Origin of the sequence: Streptomyces sp. NPDC092952 (assembly GCF_044754785.1) — a bacterium.
Classification (GTDB): Bacteria; Actinomycetota; Actinomycetes; order Streptomycetales; family Streptomycetaceae; genus Streptomyces.
Map to the genome: position 1 here is coordinate 382,528 of NZ_JBIVPT010000004.1, position 12,836 is coordinate 395,363.

A 12,836-nucleotide genomic window follows, 5' to 3' on the forward strand; every position below is an offset into this window, starting at 1 on the left:
CGGCCGGACGGCCGGGAACGGTCCGCCCCGAACGGCCGGAAGCAGACAGACCGGCGACCAGCCGAAGGAACGGGGACCAAAGGGGGGTTGACGGCCAACCCGGTTGAAAATATCTTTCAAATGTGACCCATGACCTGAAGGAAAGTTTCAGCGCCGAATCCCCGCCCGCCCCGGCGGCCCTCGCGGCCAAGGTACGTACGCTCGCGCCGTCCATGACCCGTTCGATGCAGCGCGTCGCCGAGGCCGTAGCCGGGGATCCGGCCGGCTGCGCCGCCCTCACGGTCACCGGTCTCGCCGAGCTCACCGGCACCAGCGAGGCCACCGTGGTCCGCACCGCCCGCCTCCTCGGCTACCCCGGCTACCGCGATCTGCGCCTGGCCCTCGCCGGGCTCGCCGCGCACCAGCAGTCCGGCCGGGCCCCCTCCGTCACCGCCGACATAGCGGTCGACGACCCGATCGCGGACGTGGTCGCCAAGCTGGCCTACGACGAGCAGCAGACCCTCGCCGACACGGCCGCCGGGCTCGACACGGTGCAGCTCGGCGCCGCCGTGGCCGCCGCCGCCACCGCCCGCCGCATCGACATCTACGGGGTCGGCGCCTCCTCGCTCGTCGGCCAGGACCTGGCGCAGAAGCTCGCCCGGATCGGCCTGATCGCCCACGCGCACACGGACCCGCACCTCGCGGTGACCAATGCCGTCCAGCTGCGCTCGGGCGACGTGGCGATAGCGATCACGCACTCCGGCTCCACGGGCGACGTGATCGAGCCGCTGCGGGTCGCCTTCGACCGGGGTGCGACGACCGTCGCGATCACCGGCCGCCCCGACGGCCCGGTCACGCAGTACGCCGACCACGTACTGACCACGTCCACCGCCCGGGAGAGCGAGCTGCGCCCCGCGGCCATGTCGAGCCGCACGAGCCAGCTGCTCGTGGTCGACTGCCTGTTCATAGGTGTCGCGCAGCGCACCTACGAGACGGCCGCCCCGGCCCTCGCCGCCTCCTACGAAGCACTCGCCCACCGCCACACCCCGCGCCCCCGCTGACCGGGCCCGCCCCGACGGGCCGGGGCGCCCGCAGAGCCGTACGGACCAGAACCGCACCACGCGCGTCCGACCCGCGCGCACCCGAACCGCACGTACCCGAACCGCACGCAACCGACCGAGACGAAGACCGAGAAAGCTGAGCCGCCCCCCATGACCTCCACCACTTCCCCCGACGCCGCCGGCGGATACGGCGAGCTGCGCGCCGAGCTGGCGACGCTCACCACCGAGGCGTTCCGGCCGGAGCTCGCCGAGATCGACCGCCTCGGCACGCTCGACATCGCCCGCATCATGAACGGCGAGGACCAGTCCGTACCGACCGCCGTCGCCGCCCGGCTCCCCGAGATAGCCGCCGCCATCGACGGCACCGCGGCGCGCATGGCCCGCGGCGGCCGGCTGATCTACGCGGGCGCGGGCACCGCCGGCCGGCTCGGCGTGCTCGACGCCAGCGAGTGCCCGCCCACCTTCAACACCGACCCGTCCGAGGTCATCGGGCTGATCGCGGGCGGCCCCGGCGCCATGGTCAAGGCCGTCGAGGGCGCCGAGGACAGCAAGGAGCTGGCCGCCGCCGACCTGGACGCGCTGAACCTCACCGCCGACGACACCGTGGTCGGCATCTCCGCCTCCGGCCGCACGCCGTACGCGATCGGCGCCGTCGAGCACGCCCGCGCCAGGGGCGCCCTGACGATCGGCCTGTCCTGCAACGCGGACTCCGCGCTGGGCGCCGCGGCGGAGCACGGCATCGAGGTCGTCGTGGGCCCGGAGCTGCTCACCGGCTCCACCCGGCTCAAGGCGGGCACGGCCCAGAAGCTCGTCCTCAACATGATCTCGACGATCACGATGATCCGGCTCGGCAAGACGTACGGGAACCTGATGGTCGACGTCCGCGCCTCCAACGAGAAGCTGCGCGCCCGCTCCCGCCGGATCGTCTCGCTCGCCACCGGGGCCTCCGACGCCGAGATCGAGGCCGCCCTCGCCGCGACCGACGGCGAGGTGAAGAACGCCATCCTCACCATCCTCGGCCAGGTCGACGGGGAGACCGCCGCCACGCTGTTGGCCGCCTCCGACGGCCACCTCCGCGCCGCCCTCGCCGCCACGACCGGCACGACCGGCACGACCGGAACCAACTGACCCGACCACCCCATCCGCACCACTTCCCCCCTCGTACCACCCGCACCCCCGCACTGCCTGCACCACCCGCACCCCCCGCACAGCAAGGCCCCCAGCACCATGGCACCAGAAGACAAGAACCGCGCCACCGCCGCCGCGATCCTCCCGCTCGTCGGCGGCGCCGCGAACGTCGACTCCGTCGCCCACTGCATGACCCGGCTCCGGCTGGGTCTGCGCGACCGCTCGCTCGTCGACGACGAAGCCCTGAAGGCGGTCCCCGCCGTCATGGGCGTGGTCGAGGACGATACGTACCAGATCGTCCTCGGCCCGGGGACCGTCGCCCGCGTCACCCCGGAATTCGAACGAATGATCGAGAAGGCTCGGGCGGCGGAGCCCGGCGCACACCACCCTCCGGAAAGCGCCCCCGGAGCCGCCGCCGGAACCACCGACCCCGCGTCGGCCCCCTCCGGACCCGACGCCTCCGCGGCCGGGCTGGCCGCGCAGGGAGCCGCGATGAAGGCGGCGCGGAAGGCGAAGAACGCCACCCCGTTCAAGCTGTTCCTGCGCCGGATCGCCAACATCTTCGTCCCGCTGATCCCCGCGCTCATCGGCTGCGGCATCATCGCCGGCCTCAACGGCCTGCTGGTGAACCTGGGCTGGCTGCCCTCCGTCACCCCCGCGCTGGCCGCGATGGCGTCCGGTTTCATGGCGCTGATCGCCGTGTTCGTCGGCTTCAACACGGCGAAGGAGTTCGGCGGAACGCCGATCCTGGGCGGCGCGGTCGCCGCGATCATCGTCTTCCCCGGCGTCGCGAACATCGAGGCGTTCGGCCAGAAGCTCTCCCCGGGGCAGGGCGGCGTCCTGGGCGCGCTCGGCGCCGCGGTGCTCGCGGTGTACGTGGAGAAGTGGTGCCGCCGCCGGGTCCCGGAGGCGCTGGACGTCCTGGTCACCCCGACCCTGACGGTCCTGGTCTCCGGCCTGGTGACGATCTTCGGCCTGATGTACCTGGCCGGTGAGGTCTCCACCGCCATCGGCACCTTCGCCGACTGGCTGCTCTCCAACGGCGGCGCGGGCGCGGGATTCGTCCTCGGCGGCCTCTTCCTGCCCCTGGTGATGCTGGGCCTGCACCAGGCGCTGATCCCGATCCACACCACCCTCATCGAGCAGCAGGGCTACACCGTGCTGCTCCCGATCCTCGCGATGGCGGGCGCCGGCCAGGTCGGCGCGGCCGTCGCGGTCTACTTCCGCCTCCCCCGCAACGGGTCGATCCGCCGCACCATCAAGTCCGCGCTGCCGGCCGGTCTGCTCGGCGTCGGCGAACCGCTGATCTACGGCGTCAGCCTCCCGCTCGGCCGCCCGTTCATCACGGCATGCGTGGGCGGCGCGTTCGGCGGCGGCTTCGTCGGCCTGTTCAACCAGCTCGGCGACAAGGTCGGCTCCACGGCCATCGGCCCGTCCGGCTGGGCGCTCTTCCCGCTCCTCGACGGCAACCACAGCCTGGGCACCACCGCCGCGATCTACGCGGGCGGCCTGCTGGTCGGCTACCTCACCGGCTTCCTCGCCACATACTTCTTCGGCTTCGGCAAGGACCTGCTGGCGGAGTTCGACGTCGCCCAGGAACCGGCTCCCGCCGCGTCCCCGAACCCGGTCACGGGTACGAGCACGGGCCCCGGGAGCAACGGCCCCGACTCCCCGACGAAGGAACCCGCCGGAGTCTGACCCGCGCCCCCTCCCACGAACTGCTGGGCCACCCGATCACGGGCGGGCGGGGGGCGTCGACGGGAACGGCGCAACGGCGCTGGTACGCCTCGTCGCCGCTCCCGTTCCCGTCGACGCCCCACGCCCCCGTGGTCAACGCGGCGGACCCGGCACCCTCATGGCAGCCTCCCCTCCCGGTTGACCTCCCGGACCCTGGCCCGCAGAACCTCCCGCAACGGTGCCGGGCGCACCGACTCCGGCGGACACTCCCATTCCGGCCCGCCGCCGGGCGCCCGCAACTGCACGTACGAACCGATCGTCCCCATCACGCGCCCCACCCGGCCGTCCCGGATGTCCACCGCGAACGATCCCGGCTCGGGCGCCCCCGGCTCGCGGTCCTCACTCCGCATGACCGGCCGACCTCTGCGCCTCCAGCACCGTGCTCAGCCGCAACGCCGTATCGAGGTTGCACCGCCCCAGGTCCACCAGCGGCGCCGCCGAGTCGTCCGCCGCGCACGACACCGGGTCGATCCGCAGCGACGGCAGAGTGATCCCGACGTTCGAGAACCCCTCCTTCAACCGCGTCACCGCGTCCTCCGCAGCCCGCACTCTGCCCTCCGCCGCCCCGCGCCGTTCCTTGATCGTCATGAGCCATTCCTTTCCACGCTGAGTAACGAAAATGCACACCCAGCGTGTCCAACGCGCCGCACGCCCGGAAGAGGCGCAGAACCCGCAACCGCACATCTGTCACAGGGAGTTGTCATGCTGCGCCCAAGCGATTCACTCCTCCGGATTGCGGCGCACCCAACAGACGCGGACACGCCGCCCGACACTCCCCGTAGTACCCCCGGACATCCACAGAGCCCCTCACCACCCTCCGATAAACCACGCCCGCCCGCTCATTGAGCGGCGTCACCACCGCCTGCCCGGAGAACGGGGAACAAAGACCGAAATCCCTCGATTGGGTGGAGGTTTCAGGCCATACATGTGGTTTGGACGATGAATACCCCCTCCGGACGCAATCATGCGGCGGTGATCTCAACACTCCGGACGGCACACCGTCCCCGTCCCCGCCCCACGTCGCTGCGTACGGCCGGACTCGGCGCGCTCGCCGTACTGACCCTGCTCCCGGCGATCCCGGCGGCGGCCGCCGCCCCCGCGCAGGCCCCGGCCGCCCACTCCACCGCCCGCGTCCTGCCCCGCGCCGTCACCCCCGCCGAGGCCAGGACCTCCGCGCACCTCTCGTCGCTGCGGAACAACCCTGCGCGGCTGAAGGCCTTCTTCAAGGCACTGCCCAAGGGCGGCGACCTCCACAACCACCTCTCGGGTGCGGTCACCACCGAATACCTGATCAAGCTCGCGGCCGAGGACGGGCTCTGCATCGACGCGACGATGACGGCCGTGGCGCCGCCGTGCGGTCCGGGCACCCGCCCCGCGGCCGACGCCCAGCACGACGCCGCGTTCCGCCGGCAGATCGTCCGGGCCTGGTCGATGCAGGACTTCCCGCCCAACGAGCTCGGGCACGACCACTTCTTCGACACGTTCGGCAAGTTCTCCATGGCCACCTGGTACACCAGGGGCAAGATGCTCGCCAACGTGGCCAACACCGTGGCCGAGCAGAACCAGTTCTATCTGGAGACCCTGGTCACCCCCGCGTCGGACAGCAGCAGGGCGCTCGCCGACAAGGTCGGATACGACTCCGACCTCGCCGCCCTGCACCGCAAGCTGCTGGCCGGCGGACAGCTCGACCGGGTGGTGGACGAGGCCGTCAAGGAGGCCGACGACACCGACGTGCAGTTCCGGGCGACCGCGCACTGCGACACCGCGCGCCCCGACCCGGGCTGCCGGCTCCCGGTCCGCTGGATCTCCCAGGTGTCCCGGGGCAGTTCCCCGGTCCGGGTGTTCACGCAGATGGCGGTCGGCATGCGGCTGGCCGAGCGCGACCCGAGGTTCGTCGCGGTCAACCTCGTACAGCCCGAGGACGGCGCGACCGCGCTGGCCGACTACAGCCTCCAGATGCGGATGCTGAAGTACCTGCGCGGCCAGTACCCGGGCTCCCACCTCACCCTGCACGCCGGTGAGCTGGCCCCCGGCCTGGTCAAGCCCGAGGACCTGACCTTCCACATCCGCGAGGCCGTACTCGTCGCGGGCACCGAGCGCGTCGGCCACGGCGTGGACCTGGTCCACGAGGACGACTGGCGGCAGCTGGCCCGGACGATGGCCCGGCGCAACGTTGCCGTCGAGGTGCCGTTCTCCAGCAACAAGCAGATCCTCGGCATCGCCGGCAACGACCACCCGTTCAACGCGTACCGCCGCTACGGCGTCCCGATCGTGCTGGCCACCGACGACCCGGGCGTCTCCCGGATCGACATCAGCCACGAGTACCAGTACGCCTCCAGGACCTACGACCTCGGCTACGTCGAGCTGAAGGACCTGGCCCGCGCCTCCCTGGAGTACGCCTTCCGCGAGGGCCGCAGCCTGTGGGCCCGGAACACCGCCCCGTCCGCCTACCGTCCGGTCGCCGCCTGCCTGGCCGACCGGCTGGGCAGCGACCGCCCGGGCCCGCGCTGCGCCCGCTACCTCGCCGCCAACCCGAAGGCGGCGACCGAGTGGCGTCAGGAGGCGGCCTTCGCCGTCTTCGAGCGCAACAACGCCTGACCGGCGGCCGCTCGTTCGCTCCGGGCCCGGGACTTCCCGTTCCGGGCCCGGTCATGTCACATCCACCCGGCACACCGCTACGTACCCGGCGCCTCCTCCGCCCCATCCGCATCACCTGGTTGCGCCGCCCAGAGGTGGCCCAGCGTGCCGAGCACCAGACGGCAGACCTCGTCCGGCTCCGCACCGGCCAGCGGCTCGCGCGCGACCACCGTCCGCATCAGTCCGATGCCCAGCAGCCAGGCCATCGCGAGATCCGCCCGCAGCACCGCGTCGGGGGCATCGGAGAGCCCGGCCAGCGCCTTCTGGTACTCCTCCCCCAGCTCCCGCAGCGTCCCGGTCGACTCACCACCGCGCCCCGTCGAACGCAGATAGACCTCCAGCGAGCGGTCCTCCGCCCCCTCCGCACTGCGGGTCAGCATCGAGCGCAGAGCGGCCTCGAACAGCTCCTCCGGCGGCGTCGCCCGCACCTGCTCCAGACCGCCCTGCGCCATGACCTCCGTGAGCAAACCTCGTTTCGAGCCGAAATAGCGGAACAGCAATGCCTGGTTGACCCCGGCCCGTGCCGCGATGCTCCGGACCGTCGCCCCCTCGTAGCCCCGCTCCGCGAACAGGTCACGGGCCGCCTCCAGCAGCCTCCGACGAGTGGCCGCCGCGTCCCTGCGGCGCTCTTCGGGCGGCGGAACGGAACCGGGTTCCATGGCGGTCTCCTCTCGAACGGCCCGTCAGGATAACGGCCGTAAAGCGTCGTTGACCGCCGGAGACAGAGGCTCCTACCGTTGTAAGCAGCTGCTTACATCCGGGAGGACGCAGTGACCACCGCTGACATCTCACCCCTCGACTACCCCTTCAACACCCCCGACGGGCTCCAGCTCGCGGACGCCTACGAACGCGTACGCGAACAGCCCGGCCTGTTAAGGGTCCAGATGCCCTACGGCGAGCCGGCCTGGCTCGTCACCCGCTACGCCGACGCCCGGCTGGTCCTCGGCGACCAGCGCTTCAGCCGGGCCGCCGCCGCCTCGCACGACGAGCCCCGGCAGTCCGAAGGAAAGCGGGACGGCGGCATCCTCGGGATGGACCCGCCCGACCACACCCGGCTGCGCTCCCTCGTCGCCAAGGCGTTCACCGTCCGCCAGGTCGAGAAGCTGCGCCCCCAGGTCCGCGAGCTGACCGGCGAACTCCTGGACGCGATGGAAGCCACCGGGGCCCCCGCCGACCTGGTCGACCTCTTCGCCCTGCCGCTGCCGGTCGCCGTGATCTGCCGCATGCTGGGCGTGCCCACCGAGGACCGGCCGCTCTTCCGCAAGTGGAGCGACGACGCGCTGTCGACCAGCTCCCTCACGGCCGAGGAGTTCGAGGCGAGCCGCGAGGAACTGCGGTCCTACATGGCCGGGTTGATCGAGCAGCACCGCCAGGCCCCGCAGGACGACCTGATGACGGCGCTCATCGAGGCCCGCGACGGCGGCGACCGGCTCTCCGAACTCGAACTCGTCGATCTGTGCGTGGGCATCCTGGTCGCCGGGCACGAGACCACCGCGTCCCAGATCCCCAACTTCGTCCTCACCCTCCTGGACCACCCCGACCAGCTCACCCGCCTCAGGGCCGAGCCCTCGCTCGTCCCGAACGCGGTGGAGGAACTGCTCCGCTTCGTCCCCCTGGGTAGCGGAGCCGGGCAGGCCCGGTACGCCACCGAGGACATCGAGGTCGGTGGCACGCTCGTCCGCGCGGGCAGTCCGGTCCTGGTCGCTGTCGGCGCCGCCAACCGCGACGCCCTCCGGTTCTCCGCCCCGGGCGTCCTCGACATCGCCCGCGAGGGCAACCAGCACCTCGGGTTCGGCCACGGCGTCCACCACTGCCTGGGCGCCCCGCTGGCCCGGCTCGAGCTCCAGGAAGCGCTGTCCGCCCTCATCACCCGCTTCCCCGGACTGCGCCTGGCGGCCGACGTCACCTGGAAGTCCGAGATGCTGGTGCGCGGCCCACGCGTCATGCCGGTGGAATGGTGACCGCCATGACCTGGAACGTACGCGTCGATCCCCAGCTCTGCCAGGGCTCCGGCATGTGCGCCGGCACGGTCCCCGAGGTGTTCGAACTCGACGGCGAGCGCGCCCGCGCGCGGACCGGCGAGATCGAGCCGGACGAACGGGTGCTGGACGCCTCCGACATCTGCCCCGCCCTGGCCATCACGGTGCACGACGGAACCACCGTCATCGGCCCGCACCGCGACTAGAGCATCCCGCCCGAGCCTGGCCGGGCCGACCCCTGGACGAGCCGGGCCGGGCTCGGCGACCGGATCAGGGATTAGGACCCGGCACGCGAGCCGCGAGCCCGGCCCGTCCCGATCCGGCCTGCTCCGATCCGATCCATTCCATCCCGGTCCGTCCCGGTCCGGTCCGTCCCGCCCAGGCCTGAACGGGACACCCCGCCTCAGCCGACCCCGGTGTGCCGGAGCCCACCCCCCTCCAGCACACCGGGTCCGTCAGTCCCGCCCGATCAGCTCGGGGTTCACCCGTCTCCCCACCAGTGGCAGAGCACCGATCGCGGCGACCACGACGACGCCGGCGGCCGAGAACAGCAGCAGCGGAACCCCCGCCCCGTCCCAGAACACCGCACCGCCCCCGGTGATCAGGTATCCGGACTCGGTGAGCTTCCCCGCCACCAACGCGAGCAACAGCCCCACCGCCAACGGCGACACCACCTGGACACACTGCACCATGCGCAGCGTCCAGGGCCGCGCCCCCAGCAGGGACAACGCCGTCACCTGCGCTCTTCGTTCCACAGCCCGATCTGTCACCGACACCAGGTAGGCCGCGACACCGATCACCAGCCCCAGCACCATCCCCACCCCCAACAGCGCCTTGACGACAGCGATCTGCTGCATTCCCTCGACGTTCGTCCCCACCAGGTCGACGGCGGCGGTGGGTGCGACGGAACCGATCCCGTCCAGCACACCCCGCACGACCACCGGGTCCGGCCCGCTCGTCAGGAGGAGTGTGGCGTTGTCCGGCCGGGCCTTCTTCGGCACCATCGAAGGCGGGACCAGGATGTCCGAGTCCACCGCCGACAAGTCATGTGCGCGGAAGCGGACCTCCCCCTGCGGGACCGTTACGTTCATGGTCGTCGGGTGGGATCCCCTCCAGAACCGGAAGGGGAACACCTCACCGATCCGCTCCGGACCGGAGGGCACCCGCTCGTCGGTGAGCCGCATGACCTTCCCGTCCACGCACCCGGTGATGGCGGTCGCCATCCTGGCCAGCTGCGCGCAGGTCGCCACCGTGGCGGAGATCTCCGGGGGCGGCTCATCCAGGTTCCCGTCGAACCAGGACCGCTGCTCGGTGACGCTCCCCTTCACCCCTGGCAGAAACGTCAGCGCCGTCTCGTCGGCCGCGCCGACGCCGTCGAGCGGGATACGGTAGTCCTGCTGGACGGTGTTCGGGCGGGACACCTGGTCCAACTCGACCAGCACACCCTGCGCCAGGGACGCGGCGAAGACCAGCAGTACCAGTCCGGACGCGACCCTGAGCGCACTGCCCGGCTCGACCTCGTTCCGCCGCATGGCCAGCCCCAGCGGCAGGGACGACGTTGCCCCCGCCACCCGCCGCGACAGCCGGTGGCTGAGCACCGGCAGGGTGAGCACCAGGCCGACGCCGACCATCACCACCGCGACGGGCATCAGCAGCGAGGACAGCCCGGTGTCGCGCGGCGGCCGGTCCAGCACACCAAGCACGCAGTAGCCGACGACGATCCCCATACCTGCGACCAGCAGCGGCACACCCCAGGCCCGGGGCGTTCCGGCCACCCCGCTCCGCCGGACGGCCAAGGGGTTCGCCGCCGCCTTCGCGGCCCCGGCCCTCTCAGCGAACCAGGCCAGCACCGGAGCTCCGACCAGGCATACGGCCACGGTGGCCGCCGTGAGATCACCGTCGTCCACGTACCACTTCAGGCCGGGCAGCCCGATACGGGCGATGACCTGGTTGACCACCCAGTACTCGGCAAGCCCGAGAACCGCGCCGAACAGTGCGGCGACGACCGTTTCGGCCGCATTGACCCGCCCAACGCCCTGGACGCTCAGGCCGAGCAGTCTCAGTGCCGCGAGCCGGCGGAGCCGGGTGGCCGCGGAGAGCCGGGCGCACACCGAGAGGAAGACGGCCAGGGGCAGGAGCACCACGCCGGCCAGCGTGAACCGGAGGATGTCGAGTGTGGACGGCTCCACGGCCGGGCTGGGTGCCCATCGCACCCCGAACCCCGCCACCGGCGAGCCGCCGTGGAGCTGGTCGGGGCGCATACCGATGTACGCGTAGAGCTCGTCGGGGTGGGCGAGTCCGGCGGGGCCGATCAGCCCACGCTCCCGGCCCGGCAGCAGCTTTCCCACCCCGGGCTCCGCACCCAGGAGATCATGGAGCCGGGGCGACACGAACACCTCGCCCGGATTCGGCAGCCCGGGAATCCCCGGCGGCGGGTCGGGCACCTTCTCGCCCCGCGCGACGAAGACCCGGCCCAGGGGCCGTGAACCATAGGCATCGGCCGTGGCCAGCAGACGGGTGGCACCAGCCACGGAGGAGTGCGGGCTTCGCGGCTCCCGCGCCGCGACCCGTCCGTCCCGTGCGTCGAGAACGGCGGGAATGGTGAGGACCGCGGCAAGACAGCACACCCCGATCGAGCCGCCCACCACCATCAACAGGAACCGCACCCGGTTCCCACGCTCGGACCCGAGCAACAGCCTGAACCCCAGAAGGATTTCCGTCATACCGGCATCTGCGCGCCGAGCACACCGTCCGTCATCGTGTACTGGCTGTCGGCCCGTGCCGCCACCGCCGGATCATGGGTGACAAGCACCACCGCCGTACCCTGCGACCGGGCCAGCGTCAGAAACTCCTCCAGCACCGCCGCCGCATTGACACTGTCCAGCGACCCGGTCGGCTCATCTGCGAAGACGACAGCCGGGCGATGGACCAACGCTCTCGCCACTGCCACCCGTTGGCTCTGCCCACCGGACACCTGCGAGGGCCTGCGCTGCTTCAGGTCACCCAGCCCCAGCCGCCCGAGCACCTCACCGGCCGCCGCATGCGCCCACGCCTTGCGCTGCCCCGCGAGGCGCAGTGGAAGCGCGGTGTTCTCCTCGATGGTCAACTCCGGCAACAACTCGCCGTACTGGAAGACGAACCCGAAGCGGTCCCGCCGGAGCGCGCTCAGTTCCGCGTCCTCGAACTCGCCCAGCGACCGCCCCTCGAAACGCACGACTCCCCGACCGACCGGCAGAACCCCGGCGAGGCAGTACAACAAGGACGACTTCCCCGAGCCACTCTGCCCGGTGACGGCCACGACCTCCCCCCGCCCGACAGAAATCCGAGCACCCCTGACCGCCACCGTGCTCCCGTACGAGAGCTCGACACCCCTGGCCGACAGGACCTCGGCCTCACTGACCCGGCTCACGGGAACCTCCTCGAAGAGCGGACCCGAGGCACTCACACCGGGCCCTGTCGACATCCACCCGCTACCGCCGAAGGACACACGCACGAGGCCGCCCGACCGCCCCACGGGAACGATTGACTACAGAGAGTAGTCACGACGGCACGGCTGAAGCCATCACGCTCGGTGACGTTCACTGCATCGGGCGACTTCCGGGCGCACGTGGAACGCACGCACACACCCGAACCCACCGAACACCCTTGACCTCAAGTCCGGTTGAGTTTCTACGGTTGGCCTCACCGACCACGTCGCCATGTCGAACCTGTCGACCACGTCGTACCAACCCGAGCAACGGTGGAGGAAGCAGTCATGGACTACTCGCACAACGACGCCGAACTGATCAAACAGCCTATCGGCTACTGGAGTTGGGCCGCCTACAACGCCGTCGTCTCCCGGACCCGGGCCGCGCTCGCGGAGATCGGTACCAACCAGCCGCAGTGGTGGGTTCTCGCACAGGTCGCGCAAACCGAGGGCGGCAGGGAGCGGGGCGAGGTGTCCCGGCTCCTGCGGAACTACCTCGACACCGGCCCGGAGGCCATGGAGGCGGAGATCGACCGGACCATCTCCCAGGGCTGGATCACCGAGGACGCCGAAGGGCTCCTCGTCATCACCGCCGAGGGCCGGGCGTTGCACGAGAAGGCCGCCGCCCTCCAGGCGGAGCTGTGGGCGGAGCGGCACGCCGGCATCTCCGACGAGGAGTACCTGACCACGCTGAAGGTGCTCCAGCGGTTCATCCACAACACGGGCGGGACCGCCTGGCACCACTGAGGCGGGTGGCGGGCGGGGCAGTGGGACGTGTCCGAAAGCGGCTCCCACCTGGGGGTGGTTTGGCCGGGCATCTCCCGCTGGGGAGCTTCGGCGCGTGCTCCC

12 protein-coding genes are annotated in these 12,836 nt (G+C 71.6%); 7 read left to right on the top strand and 5 right to left on the bottom strand.

What is annotated here, in order from left to right; all coding sequences use genetic code 11:
• Positions 1-122 precede the first annotated feature (122 nt).
• From ACIQGQ_RS12815 to ACIQGQ_RS12825, 3 genes are all read left to right on the top strand, one after another.
• On the top strand, positions 123-1,040 hold the full coding sequence (locus tag ACIQGQ_RS12815) for a MurR/RpiR family transcriptional regulator (protein WP_366298363.1): 918 nt from the start codon (positions 123-125) through the stop codon (positions 1,038-1,040).
• Positions 1,041-1,190: 150 nt separating this feature from the next.
• Positions 1,191-2,168 carry an N-acetylmuramic acid 6-phosphate etherase gene (gene murQ / locus ACIQGQ_RS12820; protein WP_402394293.1) on the top strand — a complete coding sequence of 326 codons (978 nt, stop codon included), beginning with the start codon at positions 1,191-1,193 and terminating at the stop codon, positions 2,166-2,168.
• A 99-nt stretch (positions 2,169-2,267) separates the two neighbouring features.
• Complete coding sequence (locus ACIQGQ_RS12825; RefSeq protein WP_402394296.1) at positions 2,268-3,866, top strand: PTS transporter subunit EIIC; 1,599 nt, start codon at positions 2,268-2,270, stop codon at positions 3,864-3,866.
• A gap of 155 nt (positions 3,867-4,021) precedes the next feature.
• Here ACIQGQ_RS12825 and ACIQGQ_RS12830 read toward each other — a convergent pair whose 3' ends face one another.
• Together ACIQGQ_RS12830 and ACIQGQ_RS12835 are read right to left on the bottom strand one after the other, a co-directional pair.
• On the bottom strand, positions 4,022-4,255 hold the full coding sequence (locus tag ACIQGQ_RS12830; RefSeq protein WP_402394299.1) for a hypothetical protein: 234 nt from the start codon (positions 4,253-4,255) through the stop codon (positions 4,022-4,024).
• Positions 4,245-4,493 (bottom strand): hypothetical protein, encoded by a 249-nt coding sequence (locus tag ACIQGQ_RS12835; protein ID WP_366298367.1) that lies wholly within the window; start codon positions 4,491-4,493, stop codon positions 4,245-4,247. The genes ACIQGQ_RS12830 and ACIQGQ_RS12835 overlap by 11 nt, the downstream gene beginning before the upstream one ends.
• 384 nt (positions 4,494-4,877) lie before the next feature.
• Here ACIQGQ_RS12835 and ACIQGQ_RS12840 point away from each other — a divergent pair, with 384 nt between their 5' ends.
• Positions 4,878-6,503, top strand: coding sequence for an adenosine deaminase (locus ACIQGQ_RS12840; protein WP_402394301.1), 1,626 nt, complete (start codon positions 4,878-4,880; stop codon positions 6,501-6,503).
• Between the two features lie 77 nt (positions 6,504-6,580).
• On the opposite strand, the gene ACIQGQ_RS12845 is transcribed toward ACIQGQ_RS12840, so the two are convergent.
• Entirely contained in the window at positions 6,581-7,201 is a 621-nt protein-coding gene (locus ACIQGQ_RS12845) for a TetR/AcrR family transcriptional regulator (RefSeq protein ID WP_402394303.1), read from the bottom strand.
• Between the two features lie 111 nt (positions 7,202-7,312).
• Between ACIQGQ_RS12845 and ACIQGQ_RS12850 the strand changes: the two genes are divergently transcribed.
• Together ACIQGQ_RS12850 and ACIQGQ_RS12855 are read left to right on the top strand one after the other, a co-directional pair.
• Complete coding sequence (locus ACIQGQ_RS12850; protein WP_402394305.1) at positions 7,313-8,503, top strand: cytochrome P450; 1,191 nt, start codon at positions 7,313-7,315, stop codon at positions 8,501-8,503.
• A gap of 5 nt (positions 8,504-8,508) precedes the next feature.
• Entirely contained in the window at positions 8,509-8,727 is a 219-nt protein-coding gene (locus tag ACIQGQ_RS12855; protein ID WP_402394307.1) for a ferredoxin, read from the top strand.
• Positions 8,728-8,976: 249 nt separating this feature from the next.
• On the opposite strand, the gene ACIQGQ_RS12860 is transcribed toward ACIQGQ_RS12855, so the two are convergent.
• The gene (locus tag ACIQGQ_RS12860) at positions 8,977-11,244 is read right to left on the bottom strand and encodes an ABC transporter permease (protein ID WP_402394310.1); all 2,268 of its coding nucleotides are present in this window, start codon (positions 11,242-11,244) and stop codon (positions 8,977-8,979) included.
• Positions 11,241-11,966 (bottom strand): ABC transporter ATP-binding protein, encoded by a 726-nt coding sequence (locus ACIQGQ_RS12865; protein WP_402394312.1) that lies wholly within the window; start codon positions 11,964-11,966, stop codon positions 11,241-11,243. Before ACIQGQ_RS12865 ends, ACIQGQ_RS12860 begins: the two co-directional genes overlap by 4 nt.
• 309 nt (positions 11,967-12,275) lie before the next feature.
• Between ACIQGQ_RS12865 and ACIQGQ_RS12870 the strand changes: the two genes are divergently transcribed.
• Complete coding sequence (locus tag ACIQGQ_RS12870; RefSeq protein ID WP_402394315.1) at positions 12,276-12,734, top strand: MarR family winged helix-turn-helix transcriptional regulator; 459 nt, start codon at positions 12,276-12,278, stop codon at positions 12,732-12,734.
• The last annotated feature ends 102 nt before the right edge of the window (positions 12,735-12,836 follow it).